The following is a 17,828-nucleotide window of genomic DNA, read 5'->3' as shown; positions in this document are numbered from 1 at the left end:
GCTACCCATCTCCCCACTGAGCAGCTTGCTTTTTATGGAAGATTTCGCTTCTTCCATCGCCGATAAGGAAGAAAACAAGCTGCTCCACCCAGTATCCCTATGAGGAACAGTACCCAGCCGAAACGGTAGGCGGAAGCCAGAATAACGACGACTTTCCCGTTCCCGTTACCATTGGTAATGAATCCGGTAGTCACTCCATTGACGGACAGACGGGCTCGCTGATTTTCGCTACCCAGCCTGAACTCCCACAGTGGATTGGGTGATTCGGTCTCCCGGATCAGCACCTGCTCATGCGTTGGATTATATAGCGTAAAACTGCGTTCCATGGAATTTTCACGAGTAGCCTGAATGCTTTCCGAAGCATGTGGAGCCATAAAAAAGGTATCCATATCGGTTCCCTCAAACAACGTAAATTGATCCACAGTGATCATCGCTTGATAAGGGATGATGGAATATTGCTTCATTTGAAACAAGCCTGACTGCTTCTTGTGCGCATGCGCTAAAATTTGAAACTGCATCATGGCGGTTCCTGCCGGAGCCTTCACAATTTGATCATAATGATTCCATTGTTCCTTATCTCTCTCCTCCACCTCATCAATATAGGAGGTTTGGAGAACCTGGGACGCTTTATTCAAAAAAATGACCTTCATATGCCGACTTCCAATTTGTTCTGATCGCGCATCCAACTGCACGGCATACTCTTGCAGCGGCTCTGCCTTCATTTTCTTGGACGCATAAATATTCCAGTCACAGGAATAGCTAGGTGCGTAACGGATAGAGAGTCCTTCGTCCATGATTGATAGGTTCGTCTGGCCAGGTCGTATATCCGCTACACATCCGACATCCGTGCCTAATGACTCCTTCGTGTTCTCTTCAGGCATTACCTTCACTTCTTGCGCAGCCATTCGATGAATATCTCCAAAGCTACTCAATGACGGTACTTGACTGTCCAGCACAAGGGTTAAGTGATACTTTCCCTTGGTAAGGAACAAATTTTTGAATTCTACTCGGCCATAGTCATTCAGCAGACCGGGAATTTGTATGATTTTCTTGGCAAAACCATCCTGATCTGGAACCGTTTCAATAACCTGCTTTTCGGATAAAGAGGTCGCGGGTAGCCGCTTATACGACTCCTCCGTACGAATCGTTCTGGTCAGCACCTTTCCCGTCTCTTCATTCACCCACTTCATCGTTAATGACCCATGGTATCCTGCAGGTAGATTAGCTAAAATAGCTGTGGCATAGGTTCCTGTTTTGGCGACTTCCACATCCCTGCTTAACGTCCCCTTCTGATAGCTGATTCCCCGCCCCATACTAAGTCTTGGTAAAGCACGTTCCGTCTGCACATTCCCTTGGGCGTTAAAATCGTTCTCTGCCTCCAAGGTGAAAAAGAGCTTGCCCCGTTTCAATGCCTGCTCCACGGGAAAAGATAGCTGATCTAGCTGGTCTGTAGGCACAATCGCAAATTGATTGACCGCATTAAAGCCTTGCAGGTTATTAACCGTGACCGGGGTATCTCCTTTGGGAAAAGCATGCACTCCCAGATCGACCCATTGGAATTGGTTCAAGCCATCATCCTGAGTTTTGATATTAACCACTTTGTCGGGCAGTGTGACTTGCAATTTCCCGCCCGCCTTATTCATAAACACTCTAGCAAATACATGCGAGGTTTGAGGTTGATCCAGTTTTTTGTGCATCGTAAACGTGTTAGGCTTGCTATATTGCCCCAAATCACGTAGCTGGATGTCATGAATCCACCAGTAATTTTTTTGCTGTGGACGCTGTAGGGTTAACAAATCCATTCGCATCCAATAGCTGCCTGGCGGCGAAACGTATTCCCCGTAAAATTTCACACTGTCAAAATTATATCCCTCCGAAGGCGCCACGACATAGCTAACCCCCAGTTCACGCATTTGCTTATCGTAAAATCTCATTTTCACATGCATTTTGTTTGTCCCGCGACCGGAAACAGTAATTTGGAACTGATACGGATTATTTTCCTTGGCTTCCAGCAAACCCGATCTAGCGACCTGCCATATATTACTCGGGTCTCCCTTCATAATTTCGCCGTGCAGAGTTGGCACATCATTCAATTCCTCACGGGGATTAGCCTGCACACTGAACAACTGCGGATTATCCGGCTTGAAGAAGGTTTCGGTCCGCAACATGGAATCAAAGTCCACGACCGTCTTCCCATCGATGCTGCTCATCTGATATGGGGCCACATCCAACTTCTTACTGGCAAAGGTGACCGCAATCCCTGCATCCATTTCCATATCGAACGGAAAGTTCCGTATATTTTGGGAGGATAAATACCATAACCAATCGTTAGTCGAGGCAAAGGTTTTGGACCATTTTAAAAAAGCATTACCATCCTCAATGGCATCAAAAGGCCGTAAGTAATCCTCTGCTGGAAGCTGTGACAACAACAGGTCATTAAAGGACGCCGCTTCCACGTAATCCCCTTTGTTAATCGTCTGGATGGTTTTTAGCTCAGGCTTTAACGCACTGAACAGCACTCCAAAGCGGCTAAAATCAAAACCAGGCAGATGACTGTAGCTCTCCAGTCGGCTAAAACCGTAAGGTGTTACAATTTTACTCGCAAGGATGTTCATATAGGGCGGTGTCTGATCGAGATTGAATATGGAAAATAGCCCGTTCTGGTACGTACGTTTCAGCCCAGTCTGACCTTCCAGCTGAGACAGGTGGAAATCCTGCCGCTTCTCCTGCCCCTCATATTCATCATGGTAGACCAACTGATTGACCCCAAAGGTAGAGAATAGCCAGCCTAATCGAGAGCTTAATCCATTGTCCATGACATACTGCAGAAAATTCATATAGTATGTAATGCCGGGATCATTCCCCTCATGATGAAAGATCGTATTTTTAGGAGAAGAGTATACCTGAAAATCTCCAGTTGCCTTTTCGTTTGCGGTCTTCCCTTTATTCCATTTGGGCGTGGCTACTCCGTTATAGCTCTGAATCATATTGTCAGCAATCGGAAAGTATAATGCCTTGCTATCGAAACGATCCGGGTCAGTCAGCTTTTCAGCCATTTGACTATAAGCCTCCGGCACTTGTACCGGCTTGTAGTACCCCTCAATGAACTGAGTACGCAAGGGAGCAAAATATACCCCGAGGCACAAGACAACGATAACTACTGCCAGCTTTTTATATACACGCTGCAACGGGGATGATCCAAACCATTCCATAAATTGAATAACACCAAAGGTCAACAACACCCCGAAATTAAGGGCAATCAGTCCAATAAATTTGTTAGGATCACGGAAAACCGAACCAATCACAGGAGTTTTCGTAACCAAAATGACAAACCACTTGGCAATGGATGGGAACGTCGTCCCGGTAGCTGCAACCAGAAACAGCAACGTAAGTAGCGAGAAGATCAGAATGATCGGATTTTTATGTGAACGTGTCACCATCGCATACCCGATCAATAGCAACAAAAATCCCCCTCCTACATAAAACATGACAGGCAGTGAGGACAAGGAAAACATAGGCCACCAATAACTCAGTAAATAACCCACATTATATAAACTGCTGTTGCGGCTGAACAGAGACAACGTATCCACGACGTTGATATTATGCTGAGACGCTTGAGCGTCCATCAACATGCTACCGACATATAGAGACAACCAATAAAAACTGAGCAGACCGAAAAACACGCCAAAAATGATCCCTTTACGCAAAAAATTGCCGTATAACGGCTGCAAATAGGTGCGACCGGCCTTACGGTGGGTCCAGGTCAACTTGATTAATAGCAACATGGTGAACAATCCCAAATAAATCATGCCGAAGAAAAAATAATGAATTGCCGCAGCACTAACGGTGAATACCGCAGCCAACAGGAACAGGTCGATCCAGTTTCGCTGATACAACTTGTGGGGATGATAGTTTTTAATTTGTTGAATTTGAAACTTGGGGTCCACCGCACTGAAAAAGAATCGCAGCATTAACGGAAACAAACTATATCCACAGAGCAAATAAATATGCTGAATGCGGAAAATAACCCACGGATTCAGCGCATAAAACAACGAGCCGACCATGATGGCAAAAATACGGGTCTTCGTAAAGCTTGGTGAATAATACACGCTAACCAGACGCTTGGCAAAGGCATACATCGAAAATGCCGAAACAAATAACAAGCCTGTAATAAACGACTTGAGCAAGACCGGGCCGCTTTCGTCAAATAAGAGTGACAGTCCATAGAAGGGCAAGATGTACAGGATACGTGGAGCATTGAACAAGGTCGAGGTAGACCATCGCTCGTTCCATACTCCGGTTATTTCCTCCAGATACCGATGAGAGGTGGCTCCAAAAGCAATGTCGCTAAACACAATTTGCCCTGGTCCATAGATGGGTGCAAGATATGCAACGATTGCAATCAGCATCAACATCATTGCCGCCATATCGTAGCGGTAGCGAAATATCCATTTTTTCATGCTTGTCCCCCTCTCTTGAACTTCTCGAATATCTGTCGGTTATCTTGGGCCTATCTCCTCAAACGAACGATTGCCTGCAAGCCCTGATCGGTATTACGCAGCTTTAAACGACCGCCTATGGTCTTCAGGTATGCATCCATATGATACAGGCTGAACGCATGCTCCTGCGAGTTTTGGGAATAGTCTGGCTGGAAATAGCTCCAACGCATTTTATCATCAATCCCGCCGCCCGTGTCTTCAATGTTAATAATAATTTCTCCTTCTTCCAGCCGTGAACTAACCTTAAGCACTTGAGATTGTCGCTTGGATCGCAGACCTGTTCGGCCCTTTTCCTGATTCTCAGGCTGCTCTCCACCTTGGCCCATGGCCTGAACTGCATTTTCCAACAACCCCTGAATCGTTTTGTACAGCATGGGTGCTTGTGCTGCAATCGATGGAACAGGCTCTTGCCGCAAGATCACTTGAATGTTCTTCATGTTCAATGAACGGTTTGCCCATTTCAGCGACTCAGACAATACTTCATTCATATCTGTAAAGCTAATTCCACTATTATCATGCATCTTCTCTTCCAGCTCATCGCGCAAGCTACGGACTCCCGTCAGTAACTCTCCCAGTGAGGATTCCTGTCTGAGACGACCCTGGATGAAATTTTCATTCAACTCGCGAAAATACTCCAGTTCCTCATGAGAGGCTCCTTTTCCCTGGCTGGAAGCCGCTTCAAAGCGGTTTGCTAGATCATGATAAAATCCCAGCAACTTCAAATCATCACCGCCTGTGAGACGGCTAGTCTGCTCTTGCAGCTCTTGTAGCTGCTGCTCAATCGTCTGCATTAACGGCAAATAATATGTGTCCTGCTGCTGTCGCATATCTTCATCTCGCCGTTGGTCACGCACCTGATTGTTCACGATGGCATCCTTTACAATCCTTTTGCGGAACTGTACGAGCATGGCCCACAGAATGAACAATATCAGAACCATGACCATCCACAATTGTTTACGGAAGGAGCTGATTCGCTGTGCTGTATCCTCGCTGACATCCTTAACCGATATGTAAAGGGCCTCTTCCCCAATGCGGCTGAATCCTATTCCGTGTTTCTCACCGTCATCTGCAATGACACCTGTATTGCCCTCCAGCAGCCTACGGGTTACGCTCGTGATGTCCGTTCGGTTAATATCCGGAGTACTTCGGGAAGCTACGACCTTAAATTGACCGTTATAAAATAAAGTCTCATGCTGATTAACCGGTTTACTTTTAATAATCCCGCTGAGCATATCAGCGTCAACCGTGCGCACCATAAAACCGCCCATCTGCGCTCCTTGAATCCTGCATGCTATATACTGGGCAGGCTGATGATCCTCTGTCACAAAAGAGCTTACTGCACAACCATTTTGCAGCCATTTAATCTGCTGGACCGCACTTTTCATCTCACGATTGTCTCGTCCGACCATCACATGATACTGCTCATCCAGCACATAAAAGTCCCCGCCGCTTTCACGCTTAAACCCCTCAGGATACTGGCGTGTTCCCTGATTCAGCATATCTCTGCCCAGACTGGACGACAGCTCCTTCAGTTCAGCCTGCCATGCGGCATAACGCTCGGTTATGCTGCTGGAAAGTTCCTGTACCTCATACTGGAGCTGCTCGTTCTGAATCTCCGCCAAGTGAACACTGAATTGTCGCACAACAAACCATTGAAGCACAGCGGCCAAAAACACAGTCACACCCAGAACGATCAGGTACAGGATCAGCTTTTGCCAACTTGGTTTCAACAAAGCCCATTGCTTCATGCTTCCCTGTCCCCTCCATTCTGTTCAAGACGGCTCAAAATAGCCTGCATCAGGCATTCCAACTCGTAGCTGACCAGCGGTAGCCGTGCGCACAGCAACCGGGGAGTACGGCGCTGGAGTGCAGCAAACCTCGCAGCGGTTTCCGTTGCCCCGTCCGTCAGTAGGATCAACTCGCATGTTTTTGCGATATATAAGCGATCCAGCTCTTCCTCGCCGTATTCTCGCAGATCAACAACGTAAATATCATGACGATCGTCCATATGCTGAAGTGCGCTGGAGACAGCCAGAGTCACTCCTGTATGCCGTGCAGCATGATACTGATGAAGGAGACGCATACCTTTTTCCCAGAGGGCATGTTCAGCCGAATCAAATCGTTCACAAAAAAGACGCAACGCCCGTTCTGTATTGACATCTTTCAAAAATGCCAAAACGCTGATATTATACATGTAGTTCCTCATTTCTTACTTCCTGATTGGAGTTGCGCAGTTCTTATGACACCCCAAAACATTCTATTTGTTGACGACAGCCCTATGGTTCTGTCCCTGCTTGAACGGACCTTGACGCAAGAAGCATTCACCTTACATACCGCTCACACGCCCAAAGAAGCCTTACAAGTGCTGGAACAGCACCCGATTGATGTGGTCGTTTCCGATCTGCTCATGCCTGGTCTGGATGGTATTACCTTCCTTCGCATGATTAAGAAGGATTATCCACATATCGTACGAATCATTTTGTCTGGTCACCTGCATACGCAGTCCATTTTATCGGCGATTAATCAAGTCGGTGTGTTCCGTTTTTTGACGAAACCGCTGGAGCTGGATGATGATACGCTAAAAAAAATACTGTATGAGGCGCTTGATCAGGCCAAACTCAACCGAAACAACCTACATGCAGACCAGAACGTAGCTTCCGACCTGTCAGTTTTTATAGACAGCATTTTGAATGCACCGTACCGACCCTATGTGCTGCTGAATGAACAAGATATCGTAACTGCTGTACACATTGCACTCGCTGAGCTGTATCCTGTCGGCTGCTCACTACGTCATCCTGACGGGGAAGGTATTCAGTTAACCACGCATTCATTATATATACCGTATGAGGAGTCGGAATCTTCCGATCCCGACTTGTACACGCTGGATACACTGACCCTCAGCCATTTATCGTTACGCCTTATCCGCCTTAGCGAGATCGCCTGAGTGACGGGTGCCGCCCTTTAACACGGCGGCTACCCCAATCACAGTCAGGCATACATACATCCACAACATCCCCATCGTCAGCAAGGGGTGACGGATATAGTTTTTCAAATTCCCCCATGTATACAGCACCGGACGGAAGAAATACCAACGTTCCAGTGCCTTTCGTAATCCTCCCTCTTCAGATGACATCGTACGATCCATCACCGAAAAGTAGTAGGCTTTTTTACGTAATACATCGTGCAGATACACCTGTTTTTCATCATGGTATACCCGTGTAAATACCGCCCGGCGAATGACTCCGCCAGACTCTATATAACGCAAGGTTGGCTGTATTTCTTCAAATGCAATCTGCTCCGCATTAAATCCGCCCGTCGATTCGTAAGCGCTCATTCGCCAGAAGCGTGCGGCTTCAATGGAGCGTTTTCCCAAGGTCTCACCCGCGTTGTTAATCACATTTCGCTCAAAAACCTTTACTTTCGAAAAAAAATTGTCTGCTTCCGAATACGCCTCTTCCGGAACGACCAAGGCGCCAATATCCTGATGATCGTCAAAAAAGTCAATGCTCTGCTGAATCAGATGTTCGGCTAAAATCATATCGGAATCCAATACAAATATGTATTCGGCACCCAAGCGTTTCGCTTCCTCAACCGCCCTGACCCTAGCGACTCCCCGTTCCCCATGGGGAAGCTCCAATACCGTTACGGGTACTGAACTCCCTGCCGACAGCATACGAATCGTCTCAACGGTCCGGTCATTGGAGCCATCATCAGCAATTACAATATGCAGATCCTTGTAATTTTGCCCCATACAGCTTCGCAAACAAGGCTCTATCGTCCGTTCATTGTTGTACGTGGAGAAGAGAATGACCACTTTGTCCACTCTGTTCCGCCTCCTCTACCCAATCTTTCATCAACTGCTCAAACGCAGCAGCCGTATGATCAAAATGGAATCTTAACGCATATTGATACGCCCGCTCACGGATGGCCATGTAATCTTCGCCACCCTTCGCTGCTCTTTCCATCTGTTCAGATAATCCCCGGATGTCGCCGTGAAAGCATAGATACCCGCTTTTCCCGAAATCCGTTGCATCCACCAGACCCGGTGAATTGCTGACAATGCTGGGGGTTCCAACGGCTGCCGCTTCGGTAATCGTCAACCCCCAGCCTTCACGCAAGGAAGGAAACACCAGCGCGTGGGCACGACTCATCAGCTCCAGCTTATACTCTGCTGAAACAAATCCGTAAAAGGTAATATCGGCTTGCGATCGCCCCTGTTCATACGGTTCTCCGTATGTCAATCCATATCGTTTCATAATCGGCAACAATTGTTCTGCCACATAGGTTTTATCGGTTTTTCCGGCAATCCATAACATAGCCTGAGGGAACTTTTCCTTGAGCTGCCCAAAGGCCTCAACGACCAGATCAATGCCTTTATATTTGACGAAGCGCCCAGCATACATGAAGGTCGGATTAGGCTCCTTCGTTAAAAATTGTTCACGCGGCCAATGATCAAACTCAATGCCTTCCGGTAAAAGATGGACACGTTCCGGGTGAAAGCCCAGCTTAAGTAGATCATATCGAGTAGACGGAGATACCGTAAGCGTCCGATCCTTACGAGCCAGCTTAAGCATCAAAGGCTCCATATGAAACCCAATAACATTTAGCGGGAATTTGGCGTTCTCAAACCATATTTCCCTTGTTAGCTGATGTATGAAAAAAATCCGCTTGGATGCCTCCACCCAAAACCGGGTAAAGAATTGATGCGTATTTGCCTGGTTAATCACATAATCGATCTTCCCTCGATGACGACGGTAATAGCGCATCGCATAATAAATAACACTGTATATGTTCCCTTTTCGAATATACGTAATACCGTCAATAACTTCATGCTCAGGCATCCCCTCAAATTGGGGTGAAAAATGAATGAACTGGAAGCGGCCTTGCTGTGAGCGTTTAAGCATTTCGTGGGTGAAAATTTCTGCTCCCCCACTTTTAGGTGAACGAATGTCACGCCAGGAAAGCAATAGAACTACGGTTTTACCGTCCTGTTCATGTATGGTATTCATGGGGTAAATCCCCCTTTATCTTTATTTTGAACAAATGCACATAGGCGTCTATCACAAAGTAGAGAGCCATAGCCCCGTAAACTATGAACTCAGATAGCAAAAAATCTACCGGATCTGTGTGGGCAATATGAAAGGCTACTAATAAAGCCGCGGCTCCTGCCATCAGACTGAACATAAATTTGCGTCTGCCCACCAATACATGCACATGCACAAAAAACAGCACGATGGAAAATAGCCAGTACACCCATCCTCCCCATGGAATATAGGCCTCGGCCGATTGGTAAGAGGCTCCGAATAATATGGGAATAGAGGAAGGGAACACAAAGGTCGTGCCCACATATACACAGATTGCAGCTATAGCCATTAAACCGGCATAGACGGCAATCAACTTGCCCAAAGCTTGGCGGTCATGCCCCTGCGCACCGATCTTTGGAATAAAGGCAGCAATTAGGCTATACGAAACGTAATAGACCAACTGGCTGTACTTCAGCGCAATGGCATAGCTGCTAGCCTGCTCGGGAAAGTAATGCTGTACATACAACATGTCGATGGAGATACAAAACAAAATGAATAAATTCGTCATAAGGCTATCGGTGAAATCCTGGCCCAATGATTTCCATAGCCCAGAAGGGATATGTTCTCCACTGTATGTGAATAAGGACAAGCCACGAGCTGAAACGATCCAACCGTGGAGCAGCGACAGCAACATTCCTCCACAGCTCGCTAACAGTAGGGCTTCCAGCTTTAACCCCAGTGCAGCTAGAACAAAAAATAGGCTCAGCTTCCCTAATACCTCAATGTAATAGTTCACATTGAGCGCCAACATGCGTTCCCTGCCCTGTAAATCTCCGCGGCACGAACTCACAAGAATATGCAGTCCGATCAAGCCATACAGCATGAACAGCGGGCCGGATTCGACGCCTAATAGCGAACGCAGTAACGGATGAAAGATGAGTAAAATGACCATGGCAAGCACGGTTAGCACCAGAGGTGCTTTTAGTAATAGAGAACCGAGTGGTAAGCTTCGTAGCGCAAGCTTTTGGTCTCCCTTAGAGACCAGTTTGGCGGTTAATAGCTGGATGGATAAACCCAAAACGGATAAAAGTGCAAAAAGTGCCAGCAGCGCATTCGCCTGGCCATAAGCTTGTCCCGTAAGATACCAACTCGCTGCAATGTGGAAGAAAAAATTAAATCCGTTAAGCAGCACATTAAAGAGAGGGAACATCAACGATCGCAATCGGTTGTTCACGTTGTTATCTCACCCGCCGATCCAGTCGCCAAATATCAATGATGGAGCGTAAAAAACGAATAGAATCCTTCCAGACATGGATGTGCGATCCATCGCGGTCAATACATTTGACGGGTAATTGCAGCACACGAAGCTGGAGTCGCTTGGCAATAAACATCATCTCTAGATCCAGCGCCAGTCCGAGCTGTTCCTTTAAATGCGGAAACATCCGTTTCACTGCAACCGAACTCATCACTTTAAGCCCAGTCTGCGAATCCACCACACCTGTTGGTAAAAAAGGACGTGAAATGACCCGTTTACCAAAGCTGACAACAGATCGCAATAAAGATCGATTCTCGGCGGTCATATCCTTGGTTCCAATCACGACATCATAATAGCCCTGCTGAACAACATTAATCATTCTGGCAATATCCTCAATAAAAAAGGAATCGTCCGCGTCCACAAATACGTAGTAATCCGCACCAATGGTCCGCATCCCTTCCAGATACGTCCCTGCCTTACGTGTATTGCGTCCCAATTCCCTTGTTTGAAGCAGCGGGCTAAGATTCTGATTAATCCGGTTTACGGACAAGTCCGTTGCTGCCTCCAGCGCTTTAATCAAGGCATTGGTACCATCGTGGCTGCCATCATCAATGAGATAAATCGAACCTTCAATAATATGGCTGCGGATAAAGGCCTGCAGTCGTTCAGCAAAGGTTTTGACATGAACAAAACGTTGCTCTTCGTTATATACAGACAAGATAAATGCAATATGTTGGCTTTTGGTCGAATACTCGGGATAGAGCAAGCTTTGTATTTCCGAAAGCATTTCTTCGGTGTCATTGGCTTGCCAAAATAGCAGGCGCAAACGGCCTACTCCGGTGATTTGCACCATATGCTGATCACTGAACGGAATTGTTACATCCGTCACCAGTAACAATGGCATTTGCGGAAATTGGCTACGGATCTGATTGGCTTTCTGTACCGCCTGCCCCGGCTCCCTATAATCAATCAGGCAACAACATGCGTTCTCGTAGACTGAAGCTGCCTCCGTGTCCTCGCACTGTATATATTGGTAAAAACAAATCACATTGGGATAATCAATAGCCCTGTCGTTATCGCTAAAAATGGCTATAGGTCCCTGCACACAAACCTCTCCTTTTCCTCCGAATAGTTCTATTTTGTTGAAAAAGAATTAAGAATGTTTGCTTATAGGAGTTAAATTAATGTCCAAATACTTCATATTTCCTTAACAAAATAGCTGACACTCCATGATATATAAGGATATAAGAGAAGAAAAACTGATTTTCATATTTAATAAAAACAGAGTATTTAGACCTGATACATTAGAACCAAAACCATCAGAATTAGGTAGCACATCTATATCGAAAATTAGTTCTTTTAGATCAACAAAAGGAAATATATATGGTTATTTTGTCATAGATAAATAGAAGAATAAAACAGATTTGCACGTCCATACTATGGACAACATGTCATCTTGAGGATTTTGCAAAAATCCGATAAGCGACTTTCAATGAACAAGATATAGATCGAAATGGTTTAGTTCGTCTATATCTTGCACTTCGGAGCGACTGGAATCGAATTTTGTGAAATCCTTTCGTTATGAAAATGAAGAGAAGGAAGGTCTTTCTATGGAAGCATTTTATGTCAATCGCGATGGGTCATTATCTACTCCATTACGGGGAAAGGATGTGTTGGCAAATCCTCTTTTGAACAAAGGTGTCGCTTTTACAGAAGAAGAACGCAAAGATCTGGGTTTGGAAGGAATCCTTCCTCCAACCGTCCTTTCATTGGAGAAACAGAGCGTACGGGCATATCAGCAGTTTCTCGCACAACCCACCATGCTGCGTAAAAATGCTTCTCTCAACGACCTTCACAATCGAAATGTCGTACTCTACTACCGGCTGCTAACCGATCATTTGAGTGAAATGCTGCCCGTAGTCTACACGCCGACCGTAGGAACCGCGATTCAAGAGTATAGTCACGAGTACAACCGCCCTGGAGGCGTATATTTGTCAATAGATAACCCGAATGGCATCGGACAAGCATTCTATAACTCTGGATTAAGCGGCGAGGATGTGGATCTGATCGTCGTGACAGATTCCGAAAGTATTTTGGGGATTGGTGACTGGGGCGTCGGGGGGATTAACATTGCGATTGGCAAGCTTGCAGTGTATACGGCTGCGGCAGGCATTCATCCCGGGCGGGTGCTGCCAATTGTACTGGATGTGGGCACGAATAATGAAAAGCTGCTGAATGATCCACTGTACATCGGAAACCGCCATAAACGGGTTCGCGGAGAAGCCTATAACCAGTTTATTGATACCTTTATCAGCAAAACGTTAGCGCAATTCCCGAAGGTGCTTTTACATTGGGAAGATGTGGGTAGCGTAAATGCGCGCCATATTATAGGAAAATACGGTCAAAGCATTCTCACCTTCAACGATGATATACAAGGTACAGGAGCGGTGACCCTGGCTGCGATTCTTTCGGCGGTGGGTGTCACCAAGACTCCGCTGCGTGAACAAAAAATACTTGTTTTCGGCCCAGGGGCTGCAGGGATCGGTAACGCTGACCAAATTCGGGGCGCTATGATCGAGGATGGCCTTTCCGCAGATGATTCATTCAAGTCCTTTTGGGCCTTTGATTATCGCGGGCTGTTAACGGAAGATATGGAAGACGTATTGGAGTATCAGAAACCGTATGTGCGCAAAAAGGATGAAGTCAGCTCATGGACCCGGTCGGGTGACGGCAAAATACCGCTACTGGAGGTCATCCGTCAGGTGAAGCCTACGATATTGATTGGAACTTCCGGTGTAGCAGGTGCCTTTTCTGAAGAAATCATCAAGGAGATGGCGAAGCATGTAGAACGCCCGATCATTATGCCCATGTCCAATCCTACAAACCTTGCAGAAGCAGTACCCGAGGATTTGATCCGGTGGACAGATGGCAGAGCACTGATCGCAACCGGAAGTCCTTTTGAGCCCGTCACCTATAACGATACAAATTTTGAGATTGGACAGGCGAACAATGCCTTTGTTTTTCCGGGACTGGGTCTAGGTGCGATTGTGGTTAAAGCCAAAAGGATTACCCCTGCGATGTTTACAGCCGCAGCAGTTGCTGTTGCCAATGGTGTAGATTCGAATACGCCTGGCGGTGCGCTACTCCCTCATATCCGAAAATTACGCGAAGTTTCGTACGCTGTTGCGGTTGCGGTTGCAAATGCCGCGATTCAGGATCAGGTAGCTCAGGCGCACATTTCAGATGTGGAACAAGCTATACGAGATGCAATGTGGAAACCGGAATATGCCAAGGTCAAAGCCGTGGAAAGTGTAATTCATCACCCTCACTAAGCCCAAAACACCTAACTAGAGGAAATTTAATATTTTGCACACTATGTTTGACATAGCGTATGAACGTATGTACAGTAATAGTCAAAAGAATAGAAGTCCACTAGGGGAGCCAATATGGCTGAGACAAGAATGTATCTTGGACCCTTTGAACCTGATCTAGTTCGTACTAGCGTAGGAAAGTGGAGCCTTCGTATATAAGGTTTCAAGCGTTTTTTGCGTATTGGGCCTATGTTGAAGCCGCTCCATTTTTCCGGGGCGGCTTTTTAGCGTTGTTTCGGAATTGTATCCTTACAGGACTTCTTGCTCTTCAATTAATGGAGGTGGGGAAATTGAGTTTTACACAAGAACTCCGTCGGCAGGCGGACGGCATTTTTCAAGCGATTTTTGAGCATCCCTTTGTGAGAGGTATTGCTGAAGGAAGTTTGACAAGGGGACAGCTGATTCACTATGTAAAACAGGACTTTGAATATTTGAACGCCTACATGCGGATATACGGCATCGCAATCTCCAAATGCACGAATCGGGAGGACATGGCAGTATTTAATGAACAAATCTCTTTTATTCTCCACAGCGAGGTTCATCCGCATCAAAATTTCTGTGCTATCGCAGGGGTGACCTATGAAGAGTTGCAGGGATATCCACTCGCTCCGTCGGCCCATCACTATATCCGTCACATGCTGACGATCGCGCATGAGGGCAGTTTGGGCGAGATCTTGGCTGTGCTGCTGCCATGTATGTGGACGTATGCCGAGATTGGCCGCAGGCTGCTGGATGAAGTAAAGCCGGATGAGTCTCATCCGTTCTATGAATGGATGGGCTTCTATGGAGACCAGCTTGATGATACAACACTCAAGTTCCGAGAACGTGTAGATGCTTGGGCAGAAGGCACAACGGCTGCTGAGCGAGAGCGGATGATTGAGCATTTTGTACTGAGTTGCCAGCTGGAATATAAGTTCTGGGACATGGCTTATAACCAGGAAGAATGGCCGGTCCAGATGCAGGGAGCGGTCTTAGAATAGTCATCCTGGCGATTCGATGCGTGAAGTACGGTTAATGCCATGTTGAACCACCAACTATAGAGAGGATAATCATTATGAGTACATGGGAAAAAAGTTATTCAGCTCTCCTGACGAAGGTACAAAACAGCAAACCCCTCGTTCACAATATGACCAATGTGGTAGTCACTAACTTTACGGCCAACGGCCTGTATGCATTGGGCGCCTCCCCAGTGATGGCCTATGCACCCGAGGAAGTAGCAGATATGGCAAAAATAGCGGGAGCCGTCGTGTTAAACATCGGTACGCTGCACCGCGAACTGGTGGATGCCATGATCATTGCTGGACAATCGGCGAATGCACACGGTGTTCCGGTCCTGCTAGATCCGGTCGGTGCGGGAGCAACGAGCCTTAGAACTGAGTCGGCACTGCGAATCCTGAGAGAAGTCAAAATCTCATTGGTGCGGGGCAATGCAGCCGAAGTCGCGCATCTTGTTGGAGAAGCGCGTGAGATTAAAGGCGTAGATGCTGGTGACAGTGCTGACAGCGGCAATGTCGATCTGGCAATTCGGGCTGCTCAAACGCTCAATTCAATGGTTGTCATCACTGGAAAAGAGGACGTCATCACCGATGGGGCCGAAGCACGAATGATTAGCGGCGGAGACGCGCTGCTCACGAAGGTAACCGGAGCAGGCTGCCTGCTGACCTCTGTGTTAGGTGCTTTTGCAGCTGTTGAACCCAACCTGCTGCTCGCAGGTACAGCAGGCTTGGCATTTTACGGTGCAGCAGCTTCCCGAGCCGCAGCACGTACCGCAGAGCTGGGGCCCGGCAGCTTCCAGATTGCCTTTCTCGACGAGCTCGCCAAACTACATACAGGTTCGCTGGAGGGGCAGGTCACTGTCCGTGAAGCAGGAACAACCACAGCAGGTGGTGCGCGATGACAGACGTTCGTGTACCCAGAGCACTGACGATTGCCGGTTCGGACAGTGGCGGCGGGGCCGGAATTCAAGCCGATCTCAAAACCTTTCAAGAACTTGGCGTGTACGGCATGTCGGCTATTACGGCCATTACCGTACAGAATACCTTAGGGGTTCACGGCGTATATCCGCTGCCACAGGAAGCAACAGCGGAACAGATCGAAGCTGTAGGATTAGACCTTGGAGTGGATGCCCTAAAGACTGGCATGCTGTTTAATGCGGGTATCATCCGTCTTGTGAGCAAGCAGATCCGAAAGTTCGGCTGGAAAAAGGTCGTCGTCGATCCCGTGATGATTGCCAAGGGAGGTGCTGAACTGCTGCAGTTGGAAGCGGTGCAGGCTTTGAAGGACGACCTGTTTCCCTTGGCCCTAGTCGTTACACCGAATATCCCGGAGGCGGAAGCCCTGACAGGGATCAGCATCCGTACAATGGAGGATCGCCGCGAGGCTGCGAGACATATTAGCAGTATGGGACCAAAATTCGTTGTGATCAAGGGCGGCCACGCTGACGAGAGCGAGAGCAGCGGACAGATTGTTGACCTGCTCTTTGACGGAACCGCCTTTACAGAGCTGAGCGGCAAGCGGGTACGGACTGTCCATACACACGGAACAGGATGTACCTTCTCGGCAGCGATAACTGCTGAATTAGGGAAAGGAATGTCTGTACTGGAAGCTATCTCGAATGGTAGAGCCTTCATCCAGGCGGCGATTGAGGATACTTTACACCTTGGACAGGGACATGGCCCAACCAATCATTGGGCCTACCGCCGTCGTCAGGAGGTACTCCGATGAGCAGCAGAATATTGCCAGAGGTGGTGCGCCGCCAGCTACAGATGTACCTGGTGCTTGGAAGCGTGAACTGCCTCGCTGAACCAAGTTGGGTCGTGCAAGAGGCTGTGGCTGGCGGCGCAACCATGGTCCAGTTTCGAGAAAAGGGCCACGGCGCGTTAACGGGCGTTCCTATGTTCGAACTTGCGCGCCAGCTACAGAAACTGTGCCGCCACGCTGGTGTCCCCTTCATCATCAATGACGACGTGGAGCTGGCTCTTGAAATCGACGCCGACGGTGTTCACATCGGTCAAGACGATGAATCCGCCGAATCCGTCCGCGAGCGAATCGGAAATCGAATTCTCGGCGTCTCCGCCCATACTATTGAGGAAGCACGTCGAGCCATCCTGCAAGGTGCGGATTATCTCGGTGTCGGGCCAATCTATCCCACCATCTCGAAGGATGATGCCCATGCCGTACAGGGACCGGCAATTTTATATGAGATGCGTAAAGCGGGAATTGATGTGCCGATTGTTGGGATCGGAGGTATTACAGTGGACCGTATTGAGGAAGTCGCACGTGCAGGTGCAGATGGTGTGGCGGTGATTTCAGCCGTGACACAGTCAGAACAGGTTAGAGGTGCGGTCAAGGAATTAAAGAAAAATATGGTCTCATTTCTCAATGATCCGATCTACATGTTTGATAAAGATTCAACAGATCATCCAGCTTTTTAGATTGTTCTATTACTTTGGGATGTGTTAAAAATCCATACTTTTTCTGGACCTGGTACAGTTTCTTCCTAGCTCGTTCGACACAAAGTAAAGTCACACCTTGGTTCATCAGCATGATCCCTCCTATATGTCATATTTTATGACAAAAAGACGTTTTTTGGATTTTCAAATAATGCGCCTAACAAAAAAAGAACATCCCAAAAGTTTGCATAAACAAAGATGCCCCTAAATCCAAATAAAAAAGCCTC

14 protein-coding genes and 1 riboswitch are annotated in these 17,828 nt (G+C 47.4%); of the genes, 6 read left to right on the top strand and 8 right to left on the bottom strand.

What is annotated here, in order from left to right:
• Positions 1-32 precede the first annotated feature (32 nt).
• The 3 genes from ACQW03_RS17300 to ACQW03_RS17290 are packed head-to-tail and all read right to left on the bottom strand — an operon-like array spanning position 33 to position 6,693.
• Positions 33-4,460: a hypothetical protein gene (locus ACQW03_RS17300; protein WP_441950815.1), complete on the bottom strand. Its 4,428-nt coding sequence runs from the start codon at positions 4,458-4,460 to the stop codon at positions 33-35.
• Between the two features lie 50 nt (positions 4,461-4,510).
• The gene (locus tag ACQW03_RS17295) at positions 4,511-6,247 is read right to left on the bottom strand and encodes an ATP-binding protein (protein ID WP_076294423.1); all 1,737 of its coding nucleotides are present in this window, start codon (positions 6,245-6,247) and stop codon (positions 4,511-4,513) included.
• Positions 6,244-6,693: a hypothetical protein gene (locus ACQW03_RS17290; protein WP_023990008.1), complete on the bottom strand. Its 450-nt coding sequence runs from the start codon at positions 6,691-6,693 to the stop codon at positions 6,244-6,246. Before ACQW03_RS17290 ends, ACQW03_RS17295 begins: the two co-directional genes overlap by 4 nt.
• Before the next feature lie 45 nt (positions 6,694-6,738).
• On the opposite strand from ACQW03_RS17290, the gene ACQW03_RS17285 reads away from it, so the two are divergent.
• Positions 6,739-7,443, top strand: coding sequence for a response regulator (locus ACQW03_RS17285; RefSeq protein WP_071642616.1), 705 nt, complete (start codon positions 6,739-6,741; stop codon positions 7,441-7,443).
• Here ACQW03_RS17285 and ACQW03_RS17280 read toward each other — a convergent pair.
• From ACQW03_RS17280 to ACQW03_RS17265, 4 genes are read right to left on the bottom strand one after another with little or no spacing between them, the layout of a single operon-like run.
• A complete protein-coding gene (locus ACQW03_RS17280; protein ID WP_071642617.1) occupies positions 7,411-8,322 on the bottom strand; it encodes a glycosyltransferase family 2 protein in 912 nt (303 codons plus the stop codon). The genes ACQW03_RS17285 and ACQW03_RS17280 overlap by 33 nt on opposite strands.
• Positions 8,282-9,508 carry a glycosyltransferase family 4 protein gene (locus ACQW03_RS17275; protein WP_441950811.1) on the bottom strand — a complete coding sequence of 409 codons (1,227 nt, stop codon included), beginning with the start codon at positions 9,506-9,508 and terminating at the stop codon, positions 8,282-8,284. The genes ACQW03_RS17280 and ACQW03_RS17275 overlap by 41 nt, the downstream gene beginning before the upstream one ends.
• Positions 9,492-10,757 carry a transporter gene (locus ACQW03_RS17270; RefSeq protein ID WP_076294425.1) on the bottom strand — a complete coding sequence of 422 codons (1,266 nt, stop codon included), beginning with the start codon at positions 10,755-10,757 and terminating at the stop codon, positions 9,492-9,494. Before ACQW03_RS17270 ends, ACQW03_RS17275 begins: the two co-directional genes overlap by 17 nt.
• Positions 10,758-10,761: 4 nt before the next feature.
• Positions 10,762-11,883 (bottom strand): glycosyltransferase, encoded by a 1,122-nt coding sequence (locus ACQW03_RS17265; protein WP_025720385.1) that lies wholly within the window; start codon positions 11,881-11,883, stop codon positions 10,762-10,764.
• A gap of 505 nt (positions 11,884-12,388) precedes the next feature.
• On the opposite strand from ACQW03_RS17265, the gene ACQW03_RS17260 reads away from it, so the two are divergent.
• The 5 genes from ACQW03_RS17260 to thiE all read left to right on the top strand — a co-directional run bounded on the left by ACQW03_RS17260 (position 12,389) and on the right by thiE (position 17,583).
• Complete coding sequence (locus tag ACQW03_RS17260) at positions 12,389-14,110, top strand: NAD-dependent malic enzyme (protein WP_441950808.1); 1,722 nt, start codon at positions 12,389-12,391, stop codon at positions 14,108-14,110.
• A gap of 92 nt (positions 14,111-14,202) precedes the next feature.
• Positions 14,203-14,305: riboswitch (TPP riboswitch) on the top strand.
• 134 nt (positions 14,306-14,439) lie between these two features.
• A complete protein-coding gene (gene tenA / locus ACQW03_RS17255) occupies positions 14,440-15,129 on the top strand; it encodes a thiaminase II (RefSeq protein WP_071642621.1) in 690 nt (229 codons plus the stop codon).
• Between the two features lie 74 nt (positions 15,130-15,203).
• Entirely contained in the window at positions 15,204-16,046 is an 843-nt protein-coding gene (gene thiM / locus ACQW03_RS17250; protein ID WP_441950806.1) for a hydroxyethylthiazole kinase, read from the top strand.
• On the top strand, positions 16,043-16,873 hold the full coding sequence (gene thiD / locus ACQW03_RS17245) for a bifunctional hydroxymethylpyrimidine kinase/phosphomethylpyrimidine kinase (RefSeq protein WP_071642623.1): 831 nt from the start codon (positions 16,043-16,045) through the stop codon (positions 16,871-16,873). Before thiM ends, thiD begins: the two co-directional genes overlap by 4 nt.
• Positions 16,870-17,583: a thiamine phosphate synthase gene (gene thiE, locus ACQW03_RS17240; RefSeq protein ID WP_441950803.1), complete on the top strand. Its 714-nt coding sequence runs from the start codon at positions 16,870-16,872 to the stop codon at positions 17,581-17,583. Before thiD ends, thiE begins: the two co-directional genes overlap by 4 nt.
• Here thiE and ACQW03_RS17235 read toward each other — a convergent pair.
• Positions 17,528-17,695 (bottom strand): aspartyl-phosphate phosphatase Spo0E family protein, encoded by a 168-nt coding sequence (locus tag ACQW03_RS17235; protein WP_071642625.1) that lies wholly within the window; start codon positions 17,693-17,695, stop codon positions 17,528-17,530. The genes thiE and ACQW03_RS17235 overlap by 56 nt on opposite strands.
• Positions 17,696-17,828 lie beyond the last annotated feature (133 nt).

The organism is Paenibacillus sp. DRB1-1 (genome assembly GCF_052119485.1).
Taxonomy (GTDB): domain Bacteria; phylum Bacillota; class Bacilli; order Paenibacillales; family Paenibacillaceae; genus Paenibacillus; species Paenibacillus polymyxa_B.
The sequence above is the reverse complement of the archived record's forward strand: the minus strand, read 5'-3'. Positions and strand labels throughout refer to the sequence as shown.